Consider the following 26,189-nt stretch of genomic DNA (forward strand, 5'->3'; position numbering starts at 1 on the left):
GGTAGCTCGCCAGGCTCATAACCTGGAGGTCGCGGGTTCGAATCCCGCCCCCGCAACTGTGGGGATGAGGCATGGCGTGATTTCGCGCTGTGCCGTACTTTGTGGGTTCCGCCAAATCCTCCTCCTGCACCCCGGTGGGAAGGGCGGACGGTAAAGTGACCGCTCGCCCCTTTGTTTATTTCCACGTCCCCACTGTGTGGGATTCCCAATGGGTCTTGGCGACCCGAAGGAGGTGGCTATGGAGCGTCGAAATCGCCCTATCCTCTCGGACGAGGAGGAGGAGCTGGAAAACGAAGCGTTCTGGGCCGAGCCATGGGAGGAGGAGGCCCCTCTGGAGGAGCTCGACCTGGAGCATGAACTGGATGAGGAAACATCCCTCCCGGTCCTGGGTGAACTGGCGGAGGATCGGGATCTAATCTCCCTTTATTTTCGGGAGGTCACCGATCATCCCCTGCTCACCGCCGAGGAGGAAAAGGAGTTAGCCACGCGGATGGCCCGCGGGCGAGAGGCCGCTCGTCGCCTGGCCCGCGATGGAAATCTTTCACCAGAGGTCCGCCAGCGTCTGGAGCGGTTGGTGGAGGAAGGCCGCCAGGCTCGCGAGAAGTTGATCACTTCGAACTTCCGGCTGGTGATCAGTGTGGCCAAGAAATATCAGGGCCTCGGGGTGCCCCTGCTGGACCTGATCCAGGAGGGGAACCTGGGCCTGATGAAGGCCGTGGAGCGCTTCGATCCCAAGCGGGGCCGTCGCTTCTCGACCTATGCCACGTGGTGGATCCGCCAGGCGATCACCCGGGCGCTGGCCATGCAGGCCCGAACGATCCGTCTGCCGATCCATGCTCAGGAGCAACTGCGAAAGGCCCAGCGGATTGCCCATCAGATCGAGCAGGAGGCGGGCCGGCCAGCCACCCCAGAAGAAGTTGCAGAGCGGCTGGGGATAGAGACCGATAAGGTGGAGTGGCTCTGGAACGCTGCCCGGCCGTTGCTCTCTCTGGAAGAACCCATGGATGACGAGGGGGAGACCACGCTGGAAGGGGCGATCCGAGATGTGGAGAGCCCAGCTCCCGATGAGGTGGTGGCGGATCAGCTGTTGCGGGAGCAGATCGAAGAGATGCTAAATGAGTTGCCCAGCCGCCACGCCCGGGTTCTCCGGCTGCGCTATGGATTCGAAGATGGGCGATCCTACACCCTGGAGGAGGTTGCCCAGCGGTTCGGGCTGAGCCGGGAGCGGATCCGCCAGATCGAGGCGGAGGCTCTGCGTTATCTGCGCAAGCAGCTCAAGGTGCGCCAGATGAGGGAGTTCCTGAAGGCTGCTTGAGCACCCTCGTCAATCAAGGATCAAGAGGCCGGCACTCGATGTCGCCGGCCTCTTGTTGTTTAGAAGACCTTTCTCCCACATCCCTGTCAGGAGGGAGCCTGCCCATGCTGCGGGTGGAGCGTGAGGGGGAGCTGGCGATCTGGATTGTGGATCGCCCCTCGCGACGAAACGCGATGGATTGGGCTACCATGCAGGCCTTCGCCCAGGCGGTGGAGGAGGCGCTCCGGGATCCCGCGTTGCGGGTGGTGATCCTCACCGGCGCGGGAAGGGCTTTCCTCTCCGGAGCGGATCTATATGAGATGGCACATTATCGTACTGAGGCGGATGGATATCGGCTGGGGCAGGTCATGGGCGAGGCATTGCGCCAGCTGGAAGAGGCCCCATGGATCAGTATCGCAGCCATCAATGGGCCCGCGAGGGGCGGCGGCGTAGAAGTGGCATTGGCTTGTGATCTGCGGGTGATGGCTGAGGACGCCGACCTGGCTTTCGTGCAGGTCACCTGGGCTCTCACTCCCGGATGGGGTGGAGGGCAGCGTTTGCGGCGGCGGGTTGGGTCCGGCCGGGCGCTGGAGCTCCTCCTGACCGCGCGGCAGATCAGTGCGGAGGAGGCGTTCCGCCTGGGGCTGGTTGAGCGCTTGGCCCCCGCTGGTCAGGCGCTTGCGGAAGCCCTCGCCCTGGCTCGGGAAATCCTGCGCTGGGATCCCAGGGCCGTGCAGGCGATCAAGGCGGTGATCCGGGATGGAGATGTGCTCCCTTTCCATGAAGCCCTTCGGCTCGAGCGGGAGCGGTTCGCTCGTCTCTGGGCAGCTCCCGCCCACTGGGCTGCCCTGGAACGCTTTCTGCAACGAAATCGACAGCCGGATCCGGGCCAGGCGGTTTGAAAATCCCCGGAGGGGTTATCGAGGCTGGCCGACTCTTATCCTCCCTCCATCGATGGCCTCCTCGCAGATCCTTCGGAACCCGCATGCGCGGCAGCGGGCCGGCGATTGATGCTGGCGGTGCGCCTCCCCGCGCTCCAGATCCCGCCGCATGGAGGCCAGAATCTTCAGGAGCTCTTCCCGAAGCTCGAAGGTGTATTCCACCCGGAACGATCGATCTCGATAGCGGATCCATCCGTATGGTGGGTGGACATCCAGAGTTTCTTCCACCAGCAGGCAGTAGGCGATCAACTGCATCACATGGGAGGGATAGGGATGCTGTGGGGCTGAGGTGGCTTTCACTTCCACGGGAATGATCGTTTTCCCCTGCCGGATCAGGTAGTCCGGTCTGCCGATCAGACCATAGCGAGGGGCGAAGAGCGGAGGGGAGGCTCTGGCACTGGACATGTCCTCCTCCAGAACCTCACCGCGCGGAAGGCCGGCCCGTTGCTGGAGAAGCCATCCGAGGCCTCCGATGGCCAGCGCCAGCAACAGAAGGAAAACACCTGTCATCAGCATCCCGGGCCCTCGTTCCACGCAGCGCGCGGGAGCATCGCAGCCCTATAATGCCCGTAAGGCGCCGACTTCCTGAACGTCCACCGGCACGCCATCGATCTCCGGAGGAATGCGATCCTCCGGTGCGAGGGATTCCATCGGGACCTTGCGGCGGACGGAGACCACGAGGCAAAGCTCATCGGTGGAGCGGCCGCCCCGCTGGCGATATCCGATCCCCACAGCCACCACGTTGGCCTTGCGTAGCAGCTCGGCTTCTCGCCGTCGCTTCACTTCCCGAATCCGAGCCAGCGTCTCTGCCGAACTCATCCAGGCGCTCCAGTTGGGTTTCCGGAGGGCTTTGGGGTCCCGGGGCACCAGAGGCGTCCCCGGATCCCAAAAGGGGGTTTTCCCCTCCGGGAGAGAGGCTACTTTTCGGCAAGCCGTGCTCCCTCTCGGCGCAGGATCCACAGCTGCAGAAGCCCTCGCCAGAGGACGAGTAGGAGTCCATTGCCGAGCAGGGTGATGGCGGCGAAGGGGATTGGGGCTGGACGGCCCAGGGTCAGGCTCCGGAGGATCAGTCCCAGGATCCCTGCTCCCAACCAGGCCAATCCGGTCCGCAGCGCCCCATGCCCCGGCGAGCGCATGGGATCTATGCGATCCAGACGGGCCGCCCACGCCACTATCGCCCAGGCGAGGAAAAAGGGAGCCGCCGCCCGCACGACGCCCCAGAGCACTGGGCCTTCGTTGAGCAGGCCGTGGCTGGCCCGCCCGAGGGCCGCAAAGAGCAGGAACACCAGGAGATCGCCCCCCCATAGGATCCATCGCGGCATGTTCATCGAAGGCTCCAAACGAAAGGGATGCTCTTGCATTCATTATACCCGGAGTTTCCAGGAGTCCTGGGGCCTCGGCCCAGCTTCTGAAAACCATTGGACTTGCTGTGCCATCCGCGATGAGCCAGACTGGAGTGGAGCATTCAGAGTCCAGAGAAGGAGGGAGTCGATGAGTTTAAAGGAACGGCTCCAAGAGGACTTGAAGGCGGCGATACGTGCGGGGGATGAACCCCGAAAGACAGCCATCCGCATGGCGTTGCTGGCCATCCGCATGGCGGAGGTGGAAGCTGCCCGTCCTCTCAGCGAGGATGAGATCCTGCGGGTGCTGCAGAACGAGGTCAAGCGGCGTCGTGAGACACTGGAGGAGCTGGAGAAGGCCAACCGGCCGGATCGACTCGCCGCGGAGCGAGCCGAGCTCGAGGCATTGCTGGCTTATCTTCCCCAGCCGCTGACCCGGGAGGAAATCGAGGCAATGGCGCGCGAGGTGATCGCCGAGGTCGGCACTACTTCGTCGGCTCAATTGGGAGAGGTGATGAAGCGCTTAATGCCCAGGGTCCGTGGTCGAGCGGATGGCCGGGAGGTGCAGGAGATCGTGCGCCGCCTCCTGACGGAAGCATCCTTATAGGGGTGATGGCCTTTGTTCACCCCCGGCTTCTGGAAGGGGTCCGGGCGGCGCAGGTCGTCTTCGACAGCGGGCGCCGCCCGGACCGAGTTATCGCAGCTCCCAGGTCACCTGGATCTGAACGGTGATCTCCAACTCCCCAGCCGCTACGGGCGCGGCGGCGGCCTCCAAGGAGGCAGAAGCTCGGGCCATGGGAACCGGCCACGGGCTCGCGGTTTCGGTGATGTGGGTGATGCGGCCAAGTTGGGCTCCCAGGGCGCTGGCCAGGGCCTGCGCCCGGGCCTTGGCGTCCTCTGCTGCCAGTCGCCGAGCCTCCATCGCCAGGCGGTTCGGATCCCCGATCCGGAAGGCGATCGCATTCACCCGGTTAGCCCCTGCGGCGACGGCCGCATCCACCCCCTGGCCCACCCGATCTAGATCCCGAAAGATGACCGTATATACATGGGTCACATGGTAAATTGGGGGGCCCGTCCGTTGGCCGGTTTGACGATCACGGGGCTCCTCGATCTGGATCTGGAAGGAAGTGGTCTGGATATCCGCCTCCGCCACTCCGTGTTCTTTCAGCGCGGCCAGCACAGCCGAGGCGCGGCGGTTGTTCTCATTTAGGGCGGCGGCGAGCGCCTCACCCTCGGTTTCCACCCCCAGCGTTACCACCGCCTGATCCGGCCGTGCCCGCACTGTTCCGATCCCAATCACGGTGAGCCCAGTGGAAGCTCCGTTCGAGACCGTTAAGGCCCCCGCGTGGATATCGGGTTCTAATAGAGCTCCTGTACCGGAGGGTGTGGAAGCAGGGCGACACGCGCTGATCAGCATCAGCCCGATCATCCCTCCCCGCCGGAAGAGCCATCGCCAGCGTAAGCTTTTCATATACAGCCTCCCGGAAGATGGGTTTTTTCGTTTCCGCCCAGAAGAGGGCCCCTCGCCGATCTGTGATCCATCCGGGGCCCCTTTATGGGCTGATCCCGACAGATAAGACGTCCGGCATAGGGGAAGGGTTCCCGTTGAAGCCAGCCGATGGGGGTGGGGGAGGCTGGAGCGCTGGGGCGTATTTCTCTCCCTTCCAGGGGCCGGTGAGGGCTCCTATCCGGCCCTTCCCCGACCTGGGGCCCCATGGGTCATTTCCCCATCATCAGCAGCAAAGCGTCTGAGTGGGTTTGGTCGCCCTTATAGCCGAGATCTACGAGCGGGTCCAGGACCCATGGGGGGTGGAGAGCCTGGCGAGCCCCCCCAGGGTCAGACTGTAGATCAATAAACCGAGACCGCCCGTTAGGAGCAGGCGAGCTGCTTCCTCCAGATGGGTGGAGGAAGGGATAAAAGAAAACATTCGAGGCCATACGAACATGATCCCCACGGCCATGACGGTGGAGGCGATCAGGACGCGCAATACCCATCGACCCAGACCATAGGGGCGCATGGGCCCTATCTGGCGAACCAAGAACACGCTCATCAACAGGGCGTGGGCTGCCCATTGCACAGAATTGGCCACCGCCAGATCGGTCACCTGAAGGGGACGAAAGAGGGTAGGGGCCAGAGCGGCCGCCAGGTAGATCCCCACGTTGCAGATCAAACCCACCACGGCGGGGGTGAGGGTATCTTGGCGGGCGTAGAAGGCGAAAACCAGCGGCTGATCGATGGCAGCGAAGACGAGGCCAGGAAGATATCCGCGCAACACCCCGGCGACCACCGCGGTATCTGTCGCGGTGAAACGGCCGTGCTGGAAGAGGAGATCGATCAACGGGTCTGCTAGCACATACAGGCCGAAGGCGGCAGGAACAATCATCACAATTACCATGCGTAACCCGGCAGCCAGGGTGGCGCGAAAAGCCTCCATGCTTTCCCTGCCCTGACGCGCCTCCACGCTCAGGCGGGAGAGGCGAGGGAGGATGGCCACCGAGATAGCCGTCACAATTAAGCCCAGGGGGAACTGGATCAGTGTGGTCGCGTAGCGCATCCAGGCGATGCTGTTCGGGCCCGTGTGGGAAGCCAGATTATAACTCAGCAGGATGGCGATCTGGTTGACAGCCAGGCCGAAGACCACGGGGGAATAGAGCTGAAGGATGCGCAGCAGGGCTGGGTGATACCACGACAGCTGAGGCCACAGGCCATACAAGGCGGGAAGCTGTAACAGAACCTGGAAGATCGATCCTGCCACCATGCCCAGAGCCAGAGCGGTAACCCCCAGCCGCTCTCCCAGCAGAAGCGCTACGGCGACCATGGCAGCATTGAAGACCGCGGCGGTGAAAGCGGGGAGGGTAAACCGCTGGAACGTCTGAAGGAGCCCACTGATCACCCCCGCGGTCGCGATCCACCAGACGGCCAGGATTGTCCAGCGGAGCAGGGCGGCCGTGAGATGTAGCAGCTTGGGATCCAAGCCGCCTGCCAGCAACCAGGCCGCCGGCTCTGCTGCAAGCTCCACAAAGAGCACAGCGAGGCCCATCACCAGCCAGACCCAGACGAGGACCGCGCCGGCCAGCCGCCGGAGCTCTGGGAGCCGATCCGCATATTCCCGGAATACGGGGACCAAGGCGGAGCTCACCATCCCACCGACCAACAGATCGTAGAGCTGAATCGGGACCACCGCCGCGGCCTCGAAGGCGCTCAATGGTCCGGTGGATCCGAACAGCTCGCTCTTGACGGTCTCCCGAAGCAGCCCGATGAGGCGGCTGGCGATGTTGCCTGCCGCGATGATCATGGCATCGCGGGCCAGATGGAAGGTTTCGATCTCTTCCCCGGCGATCGAACGAATCAGCTTTTGAAATCGCTCCCGGTGGTTCATTGCTCGGTTTTCCCTCGAGGATGTCCTCCGTAGACGCAATGCCCCCCTCTGAAGGGGATCATGGGGGGTTTGTCCCATAGGATTGGGGAGGATCTCCACGTAGCCCAGCTGAGAAACAACGCCATTTTGACCCATGACCCCATCGGCTGTCCATCCGGGTCGCCTGAGGCGTTCCAGCGAGCGCCTGTTTCCGGTGTCGTTCCCCAGATACAGGCTATCGGGATCCTCCACCTTTGGATGGAGGCCGCCGGAGACAAACCGCCTCCCCGGAAATCCCCAGGTGGGTCCCACGAGCCAGCGGGTGCGATGTTCCATTCCCAGGTTTGGATATTTCTTTGCCCATGAGCCGAGGGTATCTGAAACAGGCATCGCGCGATACATTCATTCCGGAAGGGGGAGGGATGGAGATCCGGGGGGATGTGAAGGAGCCGGTTCTGCTGGTTGAGATCGTGGACACCCATGGGAGCCTCTCTCCGGAGCTCCTGGCCTGGCTCAACTCAGGCGTAGGGCGGGGATCTGTTTATTCGCAGCGAAGGAGAGTCTGGCACGGCAGTCAGCGTGCTCCTTCCGGCACGTCCGCTGGATATTGAGGATCAAATCTCCTTATTGAGCCATGCGATGGATCATCTGCCCCATCCGACGGAGAGGGAGGAGGGCAATGGTTGAGGGATGCATGTCGTGCGATTCCAGAAAACATGGCGCAGATTTTACGCGGCGGGTTTTGGAGGAGCGGGGCGGGCGGCCTTGCCGCCCGCCCCCGAGCTTGGGTCTGGCCCTCCTTTAAATCGTTAGGGGAAGCGATGGGGAGCCTAGAGAAGCCGTCTCGGTTTCCGGGCGCATGGCGGGGAGGACCATCAGCGGCCCCAGGCCGCGCTCCAGCGTGATCTGGGCGGACTCGGCAGGCTGCAGGTAGTCCTTGAGCACCTCGATGATCACCTCCGGGTCCGCCTCTCCGCAGGTGAACACGTCCACCGCCACGTAAGCATACTCTGGCCAGGCGTGCAGAGAGATGTGGGACTCCGCCAGCAGTACCAGGGCTGAGAAGCCGTCCGGGACGAAGCGGTGGATCTTCATGTTCAGCAGGGTGGCGCCGGCTCGACGCACGGCGAGTTCCAGAACCTGCTTGAGGTTCCGCAAAGGCTCCCGGTTCTGGCACTTCCAGAACTCCGCGATCACATGCCGCCCCAGCGTCAGCTGGGTTGGGAAAGGGGTGGGGGCAGCGGTCATCACCGAAGCGGTGATCGCCGTGTTCACATCCGGGCTGCGCCACACCTTATCGATCGCATCCTCATCCTCGTAAAGTTCCCGCCCCCCTTCGATGACATAGTCCTCCGGCGGCTGGAATTCGGGAAGGGTTTCCACCCGGAAGAACGTTGAGCGATACCAGGGCACCGGCGAAGGGCGGGCGAAGGGCGGGAGATCCGGAATAGGCTGCTCGCCGGGCTCCTCCCAGTTGGCATAGAGACTGAAGTCTGGGAGGATGTGGGTGAACGTGATGGCGTGCCGGTTCAGGAGCTCCCGCTGCCAGATGTGCCACTTGCTGATGTTCGACTCGATGCGAGTGATGCCGAAGTAACCCGCACGGCCTTCTCCCTTCTTCAGGCACATGAACCCCTTCTCCAGGAACAGCAGAAGGCCGTGCTCCGTCTCCGTCGGATCGGTGAGGAAGGTGTCAAATTGCCCCAGGAGCTCCGGGGGAAGTCGGTCCGTCAAGCTGCGGCAGTAGACGGTGATGTTCAGGCCGGCGCGGCGGGCGGCCTGCTCGATGAAGGCGCACAGGCGCTGATCGATCTCAATGACCACGACCGAGCGGGGTAACCCGGTCAGGGCCAGGGCGAGACTGGCCAGGTCATCATCTCCCAACACCACCACATCTTTGCCCTCTACATCCCCCTGGGCGGCCATCAGGGCGACTCGCCGCATCACGGAATCGATCGTCTGGTAGCCCTGATCGTAAGCCGCCAGCGGCTCGGGGCGCCCCCTGGCCAGTTCCTCATAACGACGGGTCACTTCCTGGAAAAAGCCCAGATCGATCCCGGTTCCCTGGCAAGCAGGGCACTGGATGTCGGGAGCCGATGTCACGTTCAGCTCGCGGGCCAGGCGCTGGCCTGGTTCAGTCAATCGCAGGAGTTTCCCATCGAAGACAAGGGCTCCGGCATCCAGCAGTTGCTGGATGCCTTCGACCACGCGTGGAAAGGGGAGCCCGGCGGTGCCCGCCGCCTGCCAGGGATCCCCCTCCCGCAGGATCGCACGCAGGAGCCGGGCCAGCTCCGAGCGCCCCAGGGTCAGGATCTCCCCCGCCATCGTTCACCTCCTTTCCCCGGAATGTGATCGGCGCCCTCCGGCGCCGGAAGGGAAACGGCTCCGCACGCACCGTCCCCTACAAAGCAAATAGGCAGCACGGGTTCCGCACCCGGCATCATCGGAGACACCCGACGTATGCCAAAAGCCGGAACGGCTGCCTATTTGGTTTGCAAGCCCGGCGGCTCGAAGATGGCCGCTTACGCAGAGAAGGATGGCGAATTGCTTCGGGAGCTTGCGAAAGACGCCAACCGCAAATGCATATTTTACCAGGGAATTTCTTAATCCACAAGGGGAGGAAGAAAGCAAGCAGAGCCCGGGAGGACATCGGCGGGCGGCAGGCTACTGGAAGCCCCGTCGTCGGGCGATTTCGTAAAGAGCGACAGCGCCGGCGGTGGCGGCGTTCAGCGAGGCAACCCGGCCACACATCGGGAGGTAGATCAGGAAATCGCAGACCCGCCGGATCAGTGAGCGGATGCCGGACTCTTCATTGCCGATCACCAGAGCGATCGGGCCGCTGAGATCGGCTTGGTCATAACGGATAGCCCGTGGATCCTGCTGGAGACCCACGATCCACAATCCCCGTTCTTTGAATTGCTCCAGCGCCCGCGCCAGGTTGGTCACCCGGACCACGCGCAGGTGTTCCACGGCGCCGGCGGAGGCGTTCACCACGGCGGGGGTTACCCGGGCGCTACGATGCTCGGGGAACAAAACCCCATGCACGCCTACGGCTTCGGCGGTTCGCAACAAGGTGCCGAAGTTCTGGGGATCCTGAAGGCAATCCAGGGCCAGCCAGAAGGGCGGAGCGGGTCGGCTGGCGCTCTCCGCCCACGCCTGCTCCAAGTCCACATAGGGATACGGATCGGCCTCTGCCACTACCCCTTGATGGCTGTCGGCGATGGCGTCGAGGCGAGCGCGGGGCACTTGTAGGATAGGGATCCCGCGATCCGCCGCCATGGCGCGGATCTCCTCCAGGATCGGTCGGGGCCGGAGGCCTTCGGCAATCAACAGCCGGTAGATGCGCCGCCGCCCGGCCCGCAGGGCCTCATGCACAGCGTGGCGCCCGTAGAGCAATTCGCGCTGGATTTCCTCCACCCTTTTCATCTCCCTCCTCGTCTGGCCCTCCCCGGTTCCCAGTGCATGACCACCCAGGATCGCCAGAGCCATCGAGCCAGCCGATCAACCCAGCGGAAGTCGGGAGGTATCTCCGGGCGTGAAGCCCTCTGGAAGCCGAAAGGCTGATAGAAACCTTCCAGCTCCGTCCGACCTATTCCTGCCCGCATTTTATCTTGATCGCTCGATCCATGGGATCGTGCGGCTTCCTCGGGTGTCGCTTTCGTGGGAGGGGGGTGATTTCCCGCGCCTCTTGAACGGGAGAGGGGAACCCCCCACGGCCCGGGCTTTGGGGGGGCAAAATGAGGAGGCCGGGCGGTGGCCTTGGGTCGGCTTGACACAGGGGTGGGAATCCGATACCCTAAAATCGGCGGCCGTGCTCAGGCGGGGAGGTGGCGGTTCCCTGAACCCGAAATCCGCCAGACGCGGGGCTGACATCCCCTTCGAGGGTTAGCGCGGCCCCTCCCGAGGATCCCTCCCGGTGATGAAGGTCCGGTCCTGCGCGGCGGACCTCGGTGAACCCCGCCAGGCCCGGAAGGGAGCAACGGTAAGCCGTCCCGGTTCGCGCGCCGCAGGGGTGCCGGGCCGGAGCCGTCCGAGGGATCGCCGGTGGGGAGAGGCGGGCTCGACAAGGGGCGCACGGCCGCTTTTGTACTAACAGGCGATGGGTTCCCTGGGCAACCTGAAGGACAGCCGGGATGGAACCCATCCCATCAATCTGGGGTTTTCAGGTTCCGCGCTCGCTGCAATGAACCGATGGACCTTCTTCAAATGGATCGCCTGGCTTGGGCTGGGCGCGTTTTGCCTCTGGGGTTACTGGCGCTCGCAGCAGACAGTCACCATTGTCCTCGATGGTCAGATCCTCTCCATTAGAACCCATCAACGAACGGTGGGCGATGTGCTCCAGGAGGCGGGCCTGACGGTGCGTCCGGAGGATAGGGTTTCCCCGCCTCTGACCCATCCGATCCAGCCTCCGGCGATGATCTCGATCCGACGGGCCAGACCCGTTCGCATTTGGATCGAGGGACGGGGTGTTGAGCCGTCCCGTTGGATTGATATTTACACTCTCCACTCGGATCCCCGTGCCATTCTGGCGGAAGCCGGGATCCCCTTGGGGCCCGGGGATGCCCTGTGGGTCGATGGCCGGCGAGGGGAGGTGGACTCTCCGGCGCTCGACGGCAGGGAACCTCCCCGCGAGATCCGGGTCGTGCGGTCCGTTCCACTGGTGGTGCGTCTGGAGAATGGGAGGCGGCACTTGATCTGGTCGACTGCGCCCACGGTGGGGGCGGCCCTGCGGGAGGCCGGGATGCTTCTAGACCCGGCGGACCGACTGCTGCCCGGACCGGAAACGCCGCTAAATGGCGGCATGCAGATTTCGTTGTTCCGGGCCCGTCCCATCACGGTGGAGGCGGATGGACACATCCGGGTGATCTCCACCACCGCGCGCACGGTCCGGGAGTTGTTGTGGGAGCTGGGCATCTCATTGCATGGCCAGGATCGAGTGGTTCCAGGGGAAGAAAGCCGTCTCCAGGCCGGAGAGACTGTTCGGGTCATCCGGGTGGTGGAAGGCTTCGAGATCGAGGAAACTTCTATTCCTTTTCAGACCATATGGGAGCCGGATCCCAATCGGGAGCTGGATACCTGGGTTCAGAGATCCCCTGGCCGGAACGGTGTGCTTCAGCGGCGGATCCGGGTGCGTTATGAGAACGGGCAGGAGGTGGCACGGGAAGTGGTCGATGAAACCACAATCCGGCCTCCGGAGCCCCGGGTATGGGTCTATGGGACGAAGGTCGTGGTACGCACGCTGGAGACGCCGGACGGGCCGATCGAATACTGGCGGCGGATCCGCATGCTGGCCACCTCCTACAGCCGCTCCACGGCGGGGGTTCATCCTTCTGCGGCGTATTTTGGTCGCACCCGGACCGGGCTGCCCATGCAGCGGGGGATTGTGGCAGTGGATCCCCGGGTGATCCGGCTGGGGTGGAAAGTGTATGTGCCCGGTTATGGGGTGGGTCTGGCCGCCGATACTGGCGGGGGGATCATCGGCCGTCGTATCGATCTGGGGTATAACGATGAGGATCTGGTGCTCTGGTATCGCTGGGTGGACGTCTATCTTCTGACTCCGGTTCCTCCTCCGGAGTCGATCCCTTACATCCTGCCGGACTGGCCGGCCCCGCCCTCGCCTTGATTCCCATAGGGAAGCGGGGATATGAGGCGGGAGATCGGTGATCCCTTGGGCATTGGGTTGTTTTAGCAAGGGATGGGTATTGTGATCCCATGAACCATCATTGGGAGGGGCCTGGATGGCTCGCGTGGCCGAACGGGTGAAGCATTTCACGGAATCCGTCATCCGGGAGATGACCCGATGGGCGCAGCACTATGGGGCCATTAACCTGGCCCAGGGATTCCCCGATTTCCCCGCCCCTGAAGCGCTGAAAGAGGCAGCTGTTCAGGCGATCCGGGAGGACTATAACCAGTATGCGATCACCTGGGGAAGCCCGCGATTGCGGGCAGCGATCGCAGAGAAATATCGCCGTTTTTACGGAATGGAGCTCGATCCGGAGCGCCATATCACGGTGTGCTGTGGAGCCACCGAATGCATGATCGCCACCCTGCTGGCTCTTTTAAATCCCGGGGACGAGGTCATCATCTTCGAGCCCTTTTATGAGAACTACGGTCCGGATACCTGGATCAGCGCGGCGAAGCCGGTCTATGTGCCCTTGCGGCCGCCGTCATGGACCTTCGACCCGGACGAATTGCGTCGTGCTTTCTCTAACCGAACGCGGGCGATCATCCTCAACACGCCCCACAATCCGACAGGTCATGTCTTCTCCGAGGAGGAGCTCCGCTGGATCGCGGAGCTGTGCCAGCGTTACGGCGCTTATGCCATCACAGATGAGATCTATGAGCACATTGTTTACGATGGGCACCGCCATATCCCGATCGCCACGCTGCCCGGGATGTGGGAGCGAACGGTCACTATCAGCGGGATGTCGAAATCTTATGCGGTGACCGGATGGCGCATTGGGTGGTGCATTGCCCCCGAGGATCTCACCGACGCGATCCGCAAGGTCCATGATTTCCTCACAGTCGGCGCCCCCGCTCCGCTCCAGGAAGCCAGTGAGGTAGCCCTCCGGTTCCCGATGGATTACTATGAGCAGCTGCGGGCGGATTACGATCGGCGCCGGCATCTGCTGGTGGAGGCGCTGGAGGAGCTGGGGTTCGAGGTGTGGTGGCCCCAGGGAGCGTATTATGTGATGACCGATTTCCGCGCTCTGGGAGCTGAGGATGACACCGCCTTCGCCATGCGCCTGGTCCGGGAGATCGGGGTGGCGGTGGTGCCCGGCTCCAGCTTCTACGCCCATCCGGACCGTGGACGCACGCAGGTGCGGTTCGCCTTCTGCAAGCGGGAGGAGACCCTGCGCGAGGCAGTGGCCCGCCTTCGTCGGTTGAGGGCATCTATTCGGCCACCGGGTCCGTGATCCGGTGGCCCGGCAGGCCCTATCTCTCTCACCGTTAGCTTATTCCGTCCGAAGCGCTCCAGCTTCTGAAGGCTTCGCTCAGCGCCCGATGGAGGGCTGACAGGTCCGCCTGGGGAAGGGGAGCCTGGGCGTAATCCGGGCGGCCGCCCCCTCCTTCCCGGCCCAGCCGGCGGAGGAGGCGCTGGAGGACTTCCCGGGCGTCCATGGGAACTCCCGGGCCGCAGGCGACGATCAGAAGGCCATCCGCGCCCCCAGAGGCCAGGATGACCAGGCGGGGATGTCCTTCCTTCAGCCGTCGGGCCAGAAGGGGGAGGAGGCCGGAAGGCAATTGAGGCCACAGATGCACGAGGATCTCTCCGAAAGGGGCCGGCTGAACCCTCTGCTCCAGGCTGGGGAGAGCGAGCTCCAGATAGAGCTCCTGAAGTGTTCCCAGTGCCTTGCGGGTTTCTTTGAGTTCCGCCTGCAGTGTTCGAATGGCTTCCGGCAGCATCGCCTCGCCCACGCTAAGGGATCCTGCGGATTCCCGCAGGAGATGATGTTTCCTCGCGTAATCTCGCAGCGCCCGCCAGCCGCAGAGGAAGCTCACCCGGGTTACATCCCCCTGCCGTTCCAGCTTCACGATCTTGATGGGCCCTACTTCCCCCGTGTGCCGCACATGGGTCCCCCCGCATGCGTTCCGATCGAAATCGGCGATTTCGACGATCCGAATTCGGCCTCCCCTTTTCGGAGGACGGCGCATGCTCAGTTCTTTCGTCTCCTCTGTCTCCGCGAACCATGTCCGCACCTCTCGATTCTCCATGACCACCTGGTTCGCCAGCTCTTCCACCGCTTCGATGGCCGCTGGCGGGAATCCGATCCGGTCCAGATCGATGGTGACCCGCTCCTCTCCCATGTGGAAGGATACCGTTTGCGCCCCGGTGATCCGCAGGAACGCCTGGGAGAGGATATGCTGGCCGGTGTGCTGCTGCATATGATCGAAGCGGCGCTCCCAGTCGATACGACCTTCCACCTCCCGCGCCTCCAGCGGATAGGCCAGGATGTGCAGGATGGCCCCATCGCTCTCCCGCTCCACCGCCTCCAGCACCGGGATCCCGTTCAGGGTCCCCCGATCACAGGGCTGCCCTCCACCGGTCGGGTAAAATGCCGTCCGATCCAGGATGACGGCTGGCTGACCGTTATGCGCTGTGCATGCGATCACCGTGGCGGTGAACTGTTGCATGTAGGGATCCAGCCAGTAGAGCCGTTCGGTCATGCAGTGGCCTCCATAGGAATCAGAATGCTCCGGTGGGAATCATGTCGCTGGCCGGGCTATCCGGGAGTGGGTCGAAAGCGCAGCCCAGGTTTGCATTATACTGGATCCCGCAGGTCGTGAAGGGCTCGCATGGCCCGCTCCTCCCGGACAGGCGGAGGGGTTTCTCGGGGGGCTTTCCGGGCCGGCCTGAATTCAGAGGAGATCCTCCCCCTGATGGCCCTTTGCGCCGCGGGAAGGGGATATGCCGCCTTCTGGCATCCGGGCCCGGCTGCGCAAGCTCCATGGAAAGCTGGGAGCCCGTTTCACTCTACGCGGGAAGAGGAAGCGCGATGGCTTCGCCCTTCACACAGCTTCAAAAGATCCTGAAACATGAAAGCCAGGATGGCTGCCGGAACCGGATTGTGATTGGAGGAATTGGCCGGTTCGCGGATCACTGGTATCGCCAGGCTCGCGCTTCCCTGAAGGAACACGATCCGGACCTTCTCCTCCTTCTGGAAGCGATCTATGCGGATCTCCGCCGGTATGAGGCGGCGAGCATCGAAGAACGCCGGCTTTTAATCGAGGGGATCGAGGCCCGGATTCAGGAGGCTCTGCGGCGCGAGCGGGAGCTGCGAGCCTCCCCGCCGGCGCTGGCTGCGAAAGGCGAACCGGCTGCGCCTCCGTCTCCAGAACCCCTGTTGGCTCCCCCGGTGGAGAAACCCCAGGAGGAGCCGGCGAGGCCCACGCCGCCTTCACGGATGGAGCGAACCGCGCCCGCCCGCGCGCGTCCGCGGGGAGCTCCTCCGGTTCCCCCGAAGCTGGCGGCGAAGGTGGAGGCCCTGAGGTTGGACGCGCCGGTTCACCTGATCCATGGGGTGGGCCGGGAGCGGGCGCAGCGCCTGGCACGCCTGGGGGTGCAGACCATCCGGGATCTGCTCTATTTGCTTCCCCGCCGGTATGTAGATTTCCGAGCTCTGAAGCCCATCCATCGCCTTCGGATTGGGGAAGAGGTGACTGTGATCGGCGAGGTGATGGATATCGGGAGCAAGCAGACCGGGAACGGCCTCACGGTCATCAAGGCGCTGCTCACCGATGGCTCCGGCGTCATCGAGTGCACCTGGTTCAACCAGCCCTATCTACTGGATCGCATCCAGCCGGGTCAGTTCATCGTGGTGAGCGGGCGGGTGGATGAATTCCTCGGCCGCCCGGTGTTCCGTTCCCCGGAGTGGGAGCCCGCCGACCGGGAGCTACTGCACACGGCTCGCATCGTTCCCATCTATCCACTCACAGAAGGCCTGACCCAGCGCATGATGCGGTCGATCCTCAAGCGGGTGGTGGATTACTGGGCGGACCGGGTGGAGGATCCGATCCCGGCTTGGATCCGGGAGGCTTATGGTTTCCCGGATCTCCCCACCGCATTGAAGCAGGTTCACTTCCCAGAGGACTGGGAGCCGCTGGAGAAGGCGCGCCGGAGGCTGGCTTTCGATGAAGTGTTCTATCTGCAAATCGGCCTCCTGGAAGTCCGCCGGCGATGGCGCAGCATCCCTGGACGGGCGCTGGAATTCGATGAGGCGGCTCTCGAACGGGCGGTGGAAGCCCTGCCCTTCGCCCTCACCGGCGCCCAGCGTCGGGCCTTGGATCAGATCCTGACCGACATACGGTCCGGAGTGCCGATGAACCGTCTGCTTCAGGGCGAGGTGGGTTCCGGGAAGACGGTGGTGGCCGCTCTGGCCGCCTACGCGGTGTTCCTATCGGGCGCTCAGAGCGCGATCATGGCCCCCACGGAGATTCTGGCGGAACAGCATTATCGGACACTGATCACCCTGGCGGAGCGCTGGGCGGGCGCCGGGCTTCCCACCCCCACCATTCATCGGCTCACCTCCGGGGTGAGCGGAGCGGAGCGGGCTCAGATTTACAGCGAGCTGGCGGAAGGGACGTGTCATCTGGTGGTGGGAACCCACGCCCTGATCCAGGAGGAGGTGACGTTCCGGGATCTGGCGTTTGTGGTCATCGATGAGCAGCAACGCTTTGGGGTGATGCAGCGGGCGGCCTTGCGGAGCAAGGGTTACAACCCCCATGTGCTGGTGATGACGGCCACGCCCATCCCCCGCACCCTGGCCCTCACCCTCTACGGCGACCTGGACCTCTCGGTCCTGGACGAAATGCCGCCGGGCCGACGGCCGGTGCTGACCCGCTGGTTGATGCCGGAGGAGCGGGAACGGGCTTATGCCTTCATCCGCCGTCAGGTCGAACAGGGCCGCCAGGCGTATATTATTTGTCCCCTGGTGGAAGGCTCCGATAAAATCGAGGCGAAGGCCGCTGTGGAAGAGTATGAGCGATTGCAGCGGGAAATCTTCCCCGACTTCCGGCTGGGCCTGATCCACGGGCGGATGAAATCCGAGGAGAAAGAGGCGATCATGAATGCCTTCGCCCGTGGGGAGATCCAGATCCTCGTGGCGACGCCCGTGGTGGAGGTGGGCATGGATGTGCCCAACGCCACGGTGATCCTGATCGAAGGGGCGGATCGGTTCGGGCTGGCTCAGCTCCATCAATTCCGGGGCCGGGTCGGGCGGAGCAGCCATCAATCGTATTGTCTGTTGCTAGCGGAATCTCCCTCCGAGAGCGCCGTGGAACGCCTGCGGGCCATCGAGACGATTTACGATGGCTTCCAGCTCGCCCAGAAAGACCTGGAGATGCGCGGACCTGGGGATTTCCTGGGCACGCGTCAGAGCGGGTTCCCCGAGATGCGCCTGGCCGATCTGACGGATCTGCGCCTGCTGGAGATCGCCCGCGAAGCGGCGGAGCGCCTGGCCGAGCGGGATCCTGACCTTCAGGCTCCAGAGCACCGTCGCCTGGCGGAAGCGGTCTCGCGCTTCTGGCATGGTCCGGTGGAGCCCAGTTAACACGATCCCTGGGGTTGTGGTTAGATCCTGGATCCCTAGAAAATCTTTGGGCCGGTTCCGGTGCGAAACCATGCCGGGCCCGCCCACGGGAGCCGGTGATGACCCGAGCACTGTATCCAGCGTCTTTCGACCCGATCCATTATGGGCACATCGATATCGCCACCCGGGCGGCGGCGATCTTCGATGAGCTGGTGGTGGGCGTCTACGATCGTCCCAGCAAGAGCCTGCTCTTCTCCTTGGAGGAGCGTCTGGCCCTGGTGAGGGAGGCCCTGCAGCATCTCCCCAATGTTACGGTCACCGCTTACAGTGGCCTGACGGTTGATTTCGCCCGGCGGATCGGCGCGCGGGTGATTGTGCGGGGGCTTCGAGTGATCTCGGATTTCGAGCTGGAGCTCCAGATGGCTTTGACCAACAAGCAGTTGGCCCCGGAGATCGAGGTGGTGTGTCTGATGACCAGCCGGGACTACGCCTTCATCAGCTCCAGCATCGTCCGCGAGATCGCCCTGCTGGGCGGGGATGTTTCGGCCATGGTCCCGCCCCACGTTGCCCGCGCCCTGGCGGCGAAGGCGGCCGAACGCGCCGGAGAGATGGTGCCCATCATCTCCATTCGAGAGTAGCAATTGGGCCCGGCTGGGAGTGAGGGCGCGGGCTGACCCGGGCTCCAGGAAAGGCAGATGAAAGAGGGGGTTGGGGGGCTCTCGCAAGCGTCTCTCAACCGGATCAAAGCCCGGAGGGGTTGGGTATGGATATCCTGCATCTGATCGATCAGTTGGAGCAGCTGGTTCTCCGCAGTCGTCCTCTCCCCTTCCTGAGATGGGTGGTGATCGAAGAGCGGCGGCTTCTGGACCTGATCGATCAGATGCGGGTCGCGATTCCACAGGAGATCAAGCAGGCCCGACGGATTGCTCAGGAGCGGGAGCGGATCATCGCCCAGGCGAAGGAGGAGGCCGAGCGCATCGTCGGGCTGGCCCAGGAGCAGGCCAGCGAGCTCATCGCTCAGCACCAGGTCGTTCAGGCGGCCGAGCAACGGGCCGCTGTGATCATCGAGCGGGCGCAGCGCGAGGCGGAACGCCTGAAGGCGGATGCGGATGACTACGCCCTGACCCGGCTTCTCGAATTGGAGGAAACCCTCTCTCAGTTGCTTCAGATCGTCCGCAACGGAATCGAGAAGCTCCAGAATGAGCATCCGGATGACCCCTCTCAATCCCCGGAATCCTGAACGGTTGCTCCTGATTGCGACCCACAATCCCGGGAAGCGCCGGGAGCTGACCGCTCTCCTCTCTGATCTCCCGGTGAAACTGGTGGATCTACGCGAGGTTGGGATTGTCGAAGCGGCCGTGGAACCCTATGAGCGCCTGGAGGATAACGCCCGTTGGAAGGCGATGTTCTATGCGGAACGCAGCGGGCTGTGGACCCTGGTGGATGACTCGGGGCTGGAGATCGATGCCCTAGGGGGTGCGCCTGGCGTTCACTCCGCCCGGTTCGCTGGGCCCGAGGCGGATGACTGGGCTCGCATTCAGAAGGTCCTCGAGCTCATGACGGGCGTCCCCTGGCCCCAGCGGACAGCGCGGTTTCGCTGCGTGATCGCCATGGCCCGGCCCGGGGAACCACCGGTGTTGGTGGAGGGATGCCTGGAGGGCTACATCGCTTGGGAGCCCCGGGGGACCTATGGGTTCGGTTACGATCCGATTTTCTACATCCCGGAGCTCGGGAAAACGATGGCGGAGCTTCCTCCGGCCATGAAGAACCAGGTCAGCCACCGGGCTCGCGCGGCCCGGAAAGCCCGGGAGATCTTGAAACAATGGCTGGCCGGGGAGGCGGCCGAAAAGTAAAGAGAGCAGAGGCGAAGACCTTCACCGGGCCAAGGATTCATCCTCTTTGAGGAAGGAGGGATCGTTATCTGAGACGCCAGCTTGATCTGGGGGCTGCCAGTTCGGATCGCCCTGTGGTGCGCAGCGGAAGGAGAACCCCTTTGGGTCGTCGGGCATCGCCCCAATGGCTCGTTCATTGAGGGAAGGGGGGCGCCACACCGCTCAAGGGTGGGGGGGCAGGGCAAACGGCTTCGCTGTCCTCCGCGCCCGAAACCCCGCCGGTCCGGGTTATAATTCAGTAGGAGCGTCCCAGCGGGCTCTCCCCGGAGGGGCTTCAGGAGCTGGGCAGGCGGCCCAAGATGAGGAGGGAGTATCCCGCCTTCCCAGGCAGAGCTGAGCGGCGTAAGTCCGAAATAAAGCGACAGAAGGGGCTCTGACCCCATGGAGACCTCCAAACCGATCGTTGAGCTTCGATTCGCTTGGCGTTCGGTCCACGGGTTGTATGTGACCGCGCGCTTTCAGGCGGTGGTTGAGGGGGAGGACCCGGTTATGCGTCGGTTCTTCTGCCGTCTGGTGACGCTGCAGGAGGTGCAGATCCCGGAGGGTCTGGACGATCCGTTGCTGACGGAAGAACGACTGCGCGCCTTGGAAGGGAAGCGGGTGAAAGTTCCCGAAGAAGCCCTGCACGGCCGGACGCTTCCTTTGAAGCGGGAAACTCTGACCGGGGGCTTGCGGATTCCCTATTTTCAGTGAGGCAACGGGTCGTTCGCATCGATCAGGAGATACGGGAGCCCATCGGTCGCTCGCGAGAACTGTGAGGAGGTTCGGCATGCCAGCGAAAAAGAAAACGGTGAAACAAGCGGCGAAAAAAGCGGCCCCGAAGAAGGTGGCCCGCAAAGCGCCCGCTCGAGCAACCCCACGTCGGAAAACCACTCCCACGGCGGAAACGCCCGCCCAACCCTTCAAGATCACCTACGCCACCCTCGCCGTTCCCAGTGAGGAGCTCCATATCCGCTATGAGGTCGCCCTCGGGAAGGTCTGGGAGAGCCTAGGGGGGACGTTCCCGATGGTGATCGGCGGTCAGCCTCGCTATGCGGAGCGCACCTTTGAGGATCGCTCCCCGATCAACACGGACTGGCTCCTCGGGGTTTTCCAGCGAGGGACACCTGGGGATGTGAACGATGCGGTGGCGGCGGCGAAAGCGGCCTTCCCCACGTGGAGCCGTCTTCCCTGGAGGGAGCGGGTGAAGATCCTGCGCCGGGCGGCCGATCTCATCAGCGAACGGGCCTTTGAGATCGCCGCCCTGATGAGCCTGGAGGTGGGGAAGAACCGCCTGGAAGCCCTGGGGGATGTGGAAGAAACCGCCGATCTGATCCGTTACTACTGCGACCAGATGGAGGCCAACGACGGCTATATCCGGCCCATGAAGCAGGAATCCCCCAAGCATCACAACCGCAGCGTGCTTAAGCCCTATGGGGTGTGGGCGGTGATTTCCCCCTTCAACTTCCCGCTGGCTCTGGCGGGCGGCCCCTCGGGGGCAGCGCTGCTGGCGGGAAACACCGTCGTCTTCAAGCCAGCTTCGGACACCCCCTATGTGGGCTATAAACTTTATGAGATCTTCCGGGATGCGGGGGTTCCGGACGGCGTTTTCAATTACATCACGGGTGGGGGAAGCGAGGTCGGCGACCCCCTGGTTCTCCATCCGGATGTAGCGGGCATCACTTTCACTGGCAGCTATGAGGTGGGGATGTCCATTTATCGGAAGGTGGCGGCCTCCACGAAGTATCCCAGGCCCATCATCCTGGAGATGGGCGGCAAGAACCCGGTGATCATCAGCCGCCATGCGGATCTGGATCGGGCGGCGCTGGGATGCATGCGCTCCGCCTTCGGCCTCCAGGGCCAGAAGTGCTCGGCTGCCTCGCGGATCTATGTGGAACGCCCGGTGCGGGATGCGTTCCTGGAGAAATTCCTGGATCTCACCAGCAAGATCCGGATTGGCGATCCGACGAAACGGGATGTCTTCCTGGGTCCGGTGATCAACCGTACCGCCTATGAGAAATTCCAGCGATATATGGAGATCCTCCGCCGCGATGGGGTGGTGCTGTTCGGGGGCAACGTCCTGACGGATGGCGAGTTCGCCAAGGGATACTTTGTGGAGCCCACGGTGGTCGATGGCCTCCCGCCGGATCATCCTCTTCTTAAGGAGGAGATGTTCCTGCCGATCACCTGCGTTGTGACCGTGGACTCCCTGGAGGAGGCCATGCGCTATGCCAACGCCGTGGATTACGGCCTGACTGCTGGCTTTTATAGCAACGATCCGGAGGAGATCGAGTGGTTCTTCGATCACATGGAGGCCGGCGTGACTTATGTGAACCGGGCGGCGGGAGCAACCACCGGCGCATGGCCGGGCTATCAGCCCTTCGGCGGTTGGAAGGCCAGCGGCTCCACCGGCCGGGGTTCCGGCGGGCCCTATTATCTGATTCAGTATATGCGGGAGCAGAGCCAGACCGTGATCGATTAACCCGTGGGCGGGATAGGCGGGGTGGGGGAGCAGGCGGCGACGTCGCTCATCCCACCCTTCCCGATCTCATCCGCGGGTGGGAGATGACCCGATCCTCAAGCGGGCGGCCCCATGCTGATCGGCGTGACTTTCGAAAGCGATGGCTATCGGTTGCTGGGCCGTTTCTATCAGGCGGATGGGCCGGGGCCCCATCCGACCCTGGTGATGGCCCATGGGATCGCCGGCGTCGAGCTCAACCTGGACCTGGCGGATGCCCTGCGGGATGCAGGGTGGAATGTGCTGAGTTTCCACTACCGGGGCTGTTGGGGCAGTGAAGGCCCGTATCGGATCGCCACCCTGGTGGAGGATTTGCGCGCCGCGATCGGGTGGGCGCTGGCGCAGCCCACGGTCGACCCCCATCGTTTGGTTTTGCTGGGCTATAGCATGGGGGGATGGGCCGCTGTGCTGACCGCTGCTCAGGAACCCCGGGTTTACGCCCTGATCACCCTTTCCACGGTCAGCGACCTGCGGACCTGGGCCCCGGAGGATGGGATGCTCGTCGACTGGGTTCGCTTCATGAACGGGATGACGGTCGAGATCCTGCGGGAGGAGCTGAGGGCTCAGGCCGAAAGGCCGCAACCTGTAGATGTGGTGGATCAGCTGTCCCCCCGGCCCTTGCTCATTATGCATGGGACAGCGGATCCGGTGGTGCATCATCGCCAGAGCCTAACGCTTCACCACCGGGCGGGGTTGAACACCGATCTCGCCCTCATCGATGGGGGAGACCACCGCTACACCGGGCGGCGCCGGGTGATGATCCAGCGCATCCAGCGCTGGCTGGAGACCATCTGTCGATCATAAGGAGCCGATGGATTCGCTGGAGCTATTGCTTCAAATCAACTTTGTCATCATCGCGGCCCTGCTGATCGCGTCGTTCTCCCTCCTGATCTATCTGCTGGCCTACTACTTCCGAAGCCGGAGCGCACGGGGAGCGGCCTGGCTGCTGGCTTCCGTGAGCGCTGTCTACCTGGGCGATCTGGTTCTCTTCTTCATCGGAGACCCCCATTCCGCGGAGCGTTGGCTGCGGCTGCAGTGGCTGGGGATCGCCATCGCCCCAGCCGCTTATGCCCATCTGACCGATGCCCTGCTGGAGCGAACCGGCTCGTTTTCCCCATGGCGCCGATGGGCGGTGCGTGGCGCTTACGGCCTTGGGATCGCTTGGTTCCTGCTGGCCCTCTGGACCGATCTGCTGGTCCATGACGGGACTGCGGATGGCCGCGCCTTCCACCTGTGGGCGGGCCCGCTTTTCCCCCTGTTCCTGGTTTACTTCATTGGTGGGGTGATGTGGGGGATCCTCAATGTCTGGCGGGCGCGCTGGCGGACTCTAATCTCCACCCACCGGCGGCGGATGACATATCTGGCGGTGACCATGATCGCTCCCGCCGTTGGGGTCTTCCCTTACCTGCTTCTGGTGGGGCGCACGCTCCCCTCGTTCCCCATTGTCTTCTGGGGGCTGGTTGGCCTCAGCAACCTGATCATCGGGACCATGCTGTTCGGCATGGTGTATGCGGTCGCCTATCTGGACGTGCTGGTCCCGGATCGGGTGATCAAGCAGCGGTGGATCACTTATCTCCTCCGAGGGCCGGTCCTGGCGATCTTCGTGGTGCTGGTGATGTTCGGGCTAAGCCGGCTGAGCCATGTCCTGGGCCTGCCGCTTCCTCTCCTGCTGCCCCTGGCTGCCGCATGGGCCATCGTGAGTTATGAGATCCTCAGCGACGCGATCCGACCCCTCTTTGAGTGGCTCTTCCTTCGGCGGGATGTCTCGGAACTCATCCGCATGCGCCGCCTGAGCGATGCGATGATCACCGCTCGGGATCTCCGGCAGTTCCTGGAGGGGATCCTGGCCCTGATGTGCGAAGCCCTCCGTTCCCCCACCGGGTTTGTGGTGCGGATCACACCGAATGGGATCGAGCCTGTCGCTGCTTTCGGGTCGATCGAACAGGCCTCCATAGAGGAAACGCTCTCGGTCGTCGGGGGATCCGCCGATGGCCCCATTGTGGCCGATGGCTTCTGGATCTGGCCGTTGCGGGGCCGGGGCGAACCCATCCTCCTGGGCGCCATCGCCGTCGCTCAGCCGACCGGGGAGGTGACGCTGGAGTTTCTCCAGGACACCCTCCGTGGATGGGTGGCCCGCGCGGCCGCGGCCTTGGAGGATCGGATCCTCCAGGAGCGGGCGTTGAGCGCGCTGGAACAGGTTACAGAGGAAGTCCGCCGCCTGCGCCAGCCGGAGCAGGCGCCTTCCACCATGGCCCTGGTGGAGCATCCGGAATTCACCCACTGGGTGAAAGAGGCGCTGGCGCATTACTGGGGCGGGCCGCGGCTGCTCCAGAGTCCCCTGTTGCAACTTCAGATCGTCCAGCAGGCGATGGAAACCTATGATGGCAATCCGATCCGCGCGCTGCGGGCGGTGCTGATGGAGGCGATCGAGCAGCTGCGGCCGGATGGGGAGCGAAAACTGACCGCGCCGGAGTGGCTGCTTTACAATCTGCTGGAGATGCGCTTCATCCAGGGCCGCAAGGTCCGGGAGATCGCCCAGCGCCTGGCCCTCAGCGAATCGGACCTTTACCGCAAGCAGCGGGCCGCGATTGAGGCGGTGGCCATGGTCCTCGCTGAGATGGAGCGGCGGGCCATGCGCGCTCAGGAGGAGGTCCGTTCTTCTTAGGGTGAACCTCCGCGATTGAGGAGGGTAGAGCATCCGATGATACGGATTGGACTGGATGCCCGGTTGCTGGCGTATCGGCGGGAGGGCATCGCCCGATACATCCTGGAGCTGGCCACTCGCCTTCCCCATGTCATCGATGATCCAGAGGTCCGCCTAGTGATCTTTCAGAGCCGCAAGGATTTCAACACCCGCATCGTCGGCCCGCAGGTGCGGACCGCTTATGTCTGGACACCTCCGCATCATCGCTGGGAGCAGCGGCTGTGGCCGCTGGAGATCGCCCTCCGGCGCGTGGCCCTCCTCCATAGCCCCGATTTCATTCCCCCTTTCACCGGCTCTTTTCGAAGGGTAATCACTATCCACGATCTGCACTTCCTGAAATATCCGGATTTCATGACTATGGAGAGCCGGCGTTACTATGCCGGGCAGATCGAGCAGGCGGTTCGCGTGGCGGATCACATCATTACCGTCTCCCAAACGACCCGGGCGGATCTCTTGGCCTACTTTGGATTGCCCTCCGATCGCGTCTCGGTGGTCTATGAAGCGGCCAGCGCGGTCTACCAGCCTCTTCCTCCAGAGGCCGTGCGGGAGAGGCTGGATCGCCTGGGCCTGGAGCCAGGATACATCCTGTTTGTAGGGACCTGGGAGCCGCGGAAGAATCTCCCGATGTTGCTGCGGGCCTACGCCCGGTTGCTGGATCGCCGTCCAGGGGCCCCGCCGCTGGTCCTGGCCGGGCGTCGGGGCTGGCTCTACCAGGAGATCCTGGAGTGGCCCCATCGCCTTCATATCGCGGATCGGTTGCGCTGGATCGAGGGGCCGGATGATCCGACGCTGGCGGCCCTTTATAACGGGGCGATCTTCCTGGTTTTCCCCTCCCTCTACGAGGGCTTCGGTCTTCCGGCCGTGGAGGCGATGGCTTGTGGGACGCCGGTGATCGTCAGCGATCGGGGCGCCCTGCCGGAAGTGGTTGGCGACGCCGGGATGATTCTCCCCGCTGAGGACGAATCCCGCTGGGCGGGGACGATGGAGGCGCTCCTGGAGGATCCCGCGGCCCGCGAGCGGATGCGGCGGAAGGGCCTGGAGCGGGCGGCGGCTTTCTCATGGGAGCGCGCGGCGGTGGAAACCTGGGCGGTCTACCGACGGGTCTTGGGCCGATGAAATCCTTCCTTAGGCG

General features: G+C 63.7%; 22 protein-coding genes and 1 other RNA gene. 15 read left to right on the top strand and 8 right to left on the bottom strand.

Annotation, left to right across the window (positions count from 1 at the left end):
• The first annotated feature begins 238 nt into the window (after positions 1-238).
• Positions 239-1,315, top strand: a complete 1,077-nt coding sequence (locus ACFMO3_RS06830) for an RNA polymerase sigma factor RpoD/SigA (RefSeq protein WP_376789672.1) — start codon at positions 239-241, stop codon at positions 1,313-1,315.
• A gap of 104 nt (positions 1,316-1,419) precedes the next feature.
• Positions 1,420-2,196: an enoyl-CoA hydratase/isomerase family protein gene (locus ACFMO3_RS06835; RefSeq protein WP_376789673.1), complete on the top strand. Its 777-nt coding sequence runs from the start codon at positions 1,420-1,422 to the stop codon at positions 2,194-2,196.
• A gap of 15 nt (positions 2,197-2,211) precedes the next feature.
• Here the strand turns inward: ACFMO3_RS06835 and cas4 are convergent, their stop codons facing one another.
• From cas4 to ACFMO3_RS06850, 3 genes are all read right to left on the bottom strand, one after another.
• Positions 2,212-2,751, bottom strand: coding sequence for a CRISPR-associated protein Cas4 (cas4, locus tag ACFMO3_RS06840; RefSeq protein ID WP_376789674.1), 540 nt, complete (start codon positions 2,749-2,751; stop codon positions 2,212-2,214).
• Positions 2,752-2,793: 42 nt separating this feature from the next.
• The gene (locus ACFMO3_RS06845) at positions 2,794-3,054 is read right to left on the bottom strand and encodes a hypothetical protein (RefSeq protein WP_376789675.1); all 261 of its coding nucleotides are present in this window, start codon (positions 3,052-3,054) and stop codon (positions 2,794-2,796) included.
• Positions 3,055-3,152: 98 nt separating this feature from the next.
• On the bottom strand, positions 3,153-3,563 hold the full coding sequence (locus tag ACFMO3_RS06850; protein ID WP_376789676.1) for a DUF3054 domain-containing protein: 411 nt from the start codon (positions 3,561-3,563) through the stop codon (positions 3,153-3,155).
• A 163-nt stretch (positions 3,564-3,726) separates the two neighbouring features.
• Here ACFMO3_RS06850 and ACFMO3_RS06855 point away from each other — a divergent pair, with 163 nt between their 5' ends.
• Positions 3,727-4,182, top strand: a complete 456-nt coding sequence (locus ACFMO3_RS06855) for a GatB/YqeY domain-containing protein (protein ID WP_376789677.1) — start codon at positions 3,727-3,729, stop codon at positions 4,180-4,182.
• 87 nt (positions 4,183-4,269) lie between these two features.
• Here the strand turns inward: ACFMO3_RS06855 and ACFMO3_RS06860 are convergent, their stop codons facing one another.
• The 4 genes from ACFMO3_RS06860 to rlmB form a co-directional block, all read right to left on the bottom strand.
• Positions 4,270-5,046: an SIMPL domain-containing protein gene (locus ACFMO3_RS06860; RefSeq protein WP_376789678.1), complete on the bottom strand. Its 777-nt coding sequence runs from the start codon at positions 5,044-5,046 to the stop codon at positions 4,270-4,272.
• Positions 5,047-5,356: 310 nt separating this feature from the next.
• Positions 5,357-6,955: a murein biosynthesis integral membrane protein MurJ gene (gene murJ / locus ACFMO3_RS06865; RefSeq protein WP_376789679.1), complete on the bottom strand. Its 1,599-nt coding sequence runs from the start codon at positions 6,953-6,955 to the stop codon at positions 5,357-5,359.
• Between the two features lie 780 nt (positions 6,956-7,735).
• On the bottom strand, positions 7,736-9,259 hold the full coding sequence (gene speD / locus ACFMO3_RS06870) for an adenosylmethionine decarboxylase (RefSeq protein WP_376789680.1): 1,524 nt from the start codon (positions 9,257-9,259) through the stop codon (positions 7,736-7,738).
• 339 nt (positions 9,260-9,598) lie between these two features.
• Complete coding sequence (rlmB, locus tag ACFMO3_RS06875; RefSeq protein ID WP_376789681.1) at positions 9,599-10,360, bottom strand: 23S rRNA (guanosine(2251)-2'-O)-methyltransferase RlmB; 762 nt, start codon at positions 10,358-10,360, stop codon at positions 9,599-9,601.
• A 383-nt stretch (positions 10,361-10,743) separates the two neighbouring features.
• Between rlmB and ffs the strand changes: the two genes are divergently transcribed.
• The 3 genes from ffs (at position 10,744) to ACFMO3_RS06890 (ending at position 13,851) form a co-directional block, all read left to right on the top strand.
• Positions 10,744-11,012, top strand: an RNA gene (ffs, locus tag ACFMO3_RS06880) — signal recognition particle sRNA large type.
• 21 nt (positions 11,013-11,033) lie between these two features.
• A complete protein-coding gene (locus tag ACFMO3_RS06885; protein ID WP_376789682.1) occupies positions 11,034-12,557 on the top strand; it encodes a ubiquitin-like domain-containing protein in 1,524 nt (507 codons plus the stop codon).
• Between the two features lie 115 nt (positions 12,558-12,672).
• Positions 12,673-13,851, top strand: coding sequence for a pyridoxal phosphate-dependent aminotransferase (locus tag ACFMO3_RS06890; RefSeq protein ID WP_376789683.1), 1,179 nt, complete (start codon positions 12,673-12,675; stop codon positions 13,849-13,851).
• Between the two features lie 34 nt (positions 13,852-13,885).
• Here ACFMO3_RS06890 and ACFMO3_RS06895 read toward each other — a convergent pair whose 3' ends face one another.
• Positions 13,886-15,103, bottom strand: coding sequence for an alanyl-tRNA editing protein (locus ACFMO3_RS06895; RefSeq protein WP_376789684.1), 1,218 nt, complete (start codon positions 15,101-15,103; stop codon positions 13,886-13,888).
• 329 nt (positions 15,104-15,432) lie between these two features.
• On the opposite strand from ACFMO3_RS06895, the gene recG reads away from it, so the two are divergent.
• The 9 genes from recG (at position 15,433) to ACFMO3_RS06940 (ending at position 26,173) form a co-directional block, all read left to right on the top strand.
• On the top strand, positions 15,433-17,985 hold the full coding sequence (gene recG / locus ACFMO3_RS06900) for an ATP-dependent DNA helicase RecG (RefSeq protein WP_376789685.1): 2,553 nt from the start codon (positions 15,433-15,435) through the stop codon (positions 17,983-17,985).
• 98 nt (positions 17,986-18,083) lie between these two features.
• Positions 18,084-18,602, top strand: coding sequence for a pantetheine-phosphate adenylyltransferase (coaD, locus tag ACFMO3_RS06905; protein WP_322801960.1), 519 nt, complete (start codon positions 18,084-18,086; stop codon positions 18,600-18,602).
• 125 nt (positions 18,603-18,727) lie between these two features.
• Complete coding sequence (locus ACFMO3_RS06910; protein ID WP_376789686.1) at positions 18,728-19,204, top strand: ATPase; 477 nt, start codon at positions 18,728-18,730, stop codon at positions 19,202-19,204.
• A complete protein-coding gene (rdgB, locus tag ACFMO3_RS06915) occupies positions 19,164-19,817 on the top strand; it encodes an RdgB/HAM1 family non-canonical purine NTP pyrophosphatase (protein ID WP_376789687.1) in 654 nt (217 codons plus the stop codon). Before ACFMO3_RS06910 ends, rdgB begins: the two co-directional genes overlap by 41 nt.
• Positions 19,818-20,237: 420 nt before the next feature.
• Positions 20,238-20,549, top strand: a complete 312-nt coding sequence (locus ACFMO3_RS06920) for a hypothetical protein (protein ID WP_376789688.1) — start codon at positions 20,238-20,240, stop codon at positions 20,547-20,549.
• Between the two features lie 76 nt (positions 20,550-20,625).
• Positions 20,626-22,317, top strand: a complete 1,692-nt coding sequence (locus tag ACFMO3_RS06925) for an aldehyde dehydrogenase family protein (protein ID WP_376789689.1) — start codon at positions 20,626-20,628, stop codon at positions 22,315-22,317.
• A gap of 111 nt (positions 22,318-22,428) precedes the next feature.
• The gene (locus tag ACFMO3_RS06930; RefSeq protein WP_376789690.1) at positions 22,429-23,157 is read left to right on the top strand and encodes an alpha/beta hydrolase family protein; all 729 of its coding nucleotides are present in this window, start codon (positions 22,429-22,431) and stop codon (positions 23,155-23,157) included.
• A gap of 7 nt (positions 23,158-23,164) precedes the next feature.
• Entirely contained in the window at positions 23,165-25,018 is a 1,854-nt protein-coding gene (locus ACFMO3_RS06935; RefSeq protein WP_376789691.1) for a hypothetical protein, read from the top strand.
• 36 nt (positions 25,019-25,054) lie between these two features.
• Positions 25,055-26,173, top strand: coding sequence for a glycosyltransferase family 4 protein (locus ACFMO3_RS06940; RefSeq protein ID WP_376789692.1), 1,119 nt, complete (start codon positions 25,055-25,057; stop codon positions 26,171-26,173).
• Positions 26,174-26,189: the final 16 nt, after the last annotated feature.

Origin of the sequence: Thermoflexus sp., from assembly GCF_042408815.1 — a bacterium.
Taxonomy (GTDB): Bacteria; Chloroflexota; Anaerolineae; order Thermoflexales; family Thermoflexaceae; genus Thermoflexus.

Excerpts from the sequence above, each read along its gene's own strand:
- speD (WP_376789680.1), bottom strand. The coding sequence starts at position 9,259 with ATGGCGGGGGAGATCCTGACCCTGGGGCGCTCGGAGCTGGCCCGGCTC.
- coaD (WP_322801960.1), top strand. The coding sequence starts at position 18,084 with ATGACCCGAGCACTGTATCCAGCGTCTTTCGACCCGATCCATTATGGG.
- ACFMO3_RS06885 (WP_376789682.1), top strand. The coding sequence starts at position 11,034 with ATGGGTTCCCTGGGCAACCTGAAGGACAGCCGGGATGGAACCCATCCC.
- ACFMO3_RS06835 (WP_376789673.1), top strand. The coding sequence starts at position 1,420 with ATGCTGCGGGTGGAGCGTGAGGGGGAGCTGGCGATCTGGATTGTGGAT.
- ACFMO3_RS06920 (WP_376789688.1), top strand. The coding sequence starts at position 20,238 with ATGGAGACCTCCAAACCGATCGTTGAGCTTCGATTCGCTTGGCGTTCG.
- recG (WP_376789685.1), top strand. The coding sequence starts at position 15,433 with ATGGCTTCGCCCTTCACACAGCTTCAAAAGATCCTGAAACATGAAAGC.
- rlmB (WP_376789681.1), bottom strand. The coding sequence starts at position 10,360 with ATGAAAAGGGTGGAGGAAATCCAGCGCGAATTGCTCTACGGGCGCCAC.
- ACFMO3_RS06860 (WP_376789678.1), bottom strand. The coding sequence starts at position 5,046 with ATGAAAAGCTTACGCTGGCGATGGCTCTTCCGGCGGGGAGGGATGATC.
- ACFMO3_RS06850 (WP_376789676.1), bottom strand. The coding sequence starts at position 3,563 with ATGAACATGCCGCGATGGATCCTATGGGGGGGCGATCTCCTGGTGTTC.
- ACFMO3_RS06940 (WP_376789692.1), top strand. The coding sequence starts at position 25,055 with ATGATACGGATTGGACTGGATGCCCGGTTGCTGGCGTATCGGCGGGAG.
- ACFMO3_RS06845 (WP_376789675.1), bottom strand. The coding sequence starts at position 3,054 with ATGAGTTCGGCAGAGACGCTGGCTCGGATTCGGGAAGTGAAGCGACGG.
- cas4 (WP_376789674.1), bottom strand. The coding sequence starts at position 2,751 with ATGCTGATGACAGGTGTTTTCCTTCTGTTGCTGGCGCTGGCCATCGGA.
- ACFMO3_RS06935 (WP_376789691.1), top strand. The coding sequence starts at position 23,165 with ATGGATTCGCTGGAGCTATTGCTTCAAATCAACTTTGTCATCATCGCG.
- ACFMO3_RS06925 (WP_376789689.1), top strand. The coding sequence starts at position 20,626 with ATGCCAGCGAAAAAGAAAACGGTGAAACAAGCGGCGAAAAAAGCGGCC.
- ACFMO3_RS06930 (WP_376789690.1), top strand. The coding sequence starts at position 22,429 with ATGCTGATCGGCGTGACTTTCGAAAGCGATGGCTATCGGTTGCTGGGC.
- ACFMO3_RS06895 (WP_376789684.1), bottom strand. The coding sequence starts at position 15,103 with ATGACCGAACGGCTCTACTGGCTGGATCCCTACATGCAACAGTTCACC.
- rdgB (WP_376789687.1), top strand. The coding sequence starts at position 19,164 with ATGAGCATCCGGATGACCCCTCTCAATCCCCGGAATCCTGAACGGTTG.
- ACFMO3_RS06830 (WP_376789672.1), top strand. The coding sequence starts at position 239 with ATGGAGCGTCGAAATCGCCCTATCCTCTCGGACGAGGAGGAGGAGCTG.
- ACFMO3_RS06890 (WP_376789683.1), top strand. The coding sequence starts at position 12,673 with ATGGCTCGCGTGGCCGAACGGGTGAAGCATTTCACGGAATCCGTCATC.
- ACFMO3_RS06910 (WP_376789686.1), top strand. The coding sequence starts at position 18,728 with ATGGATATCCTGCATCTGATCGATCAGTTGGAGCAGCTGGTTCTCCGC.
- ACFMO3_RS06855 (WP_376789677.1), top strand. The coding sequence starts at position 3,727 with ATGAGTTTAAAGGAACGGCTCCAAGAGGACTTGAAGGCGGCGATACGT.
- murJ (WP_376789679.1), bottom strand. The coding sequence starts at position 6,955 with ATGAACCACCGGGAGCGATTTCAAAAGCTGATTCGTTCGATCGCCGGG.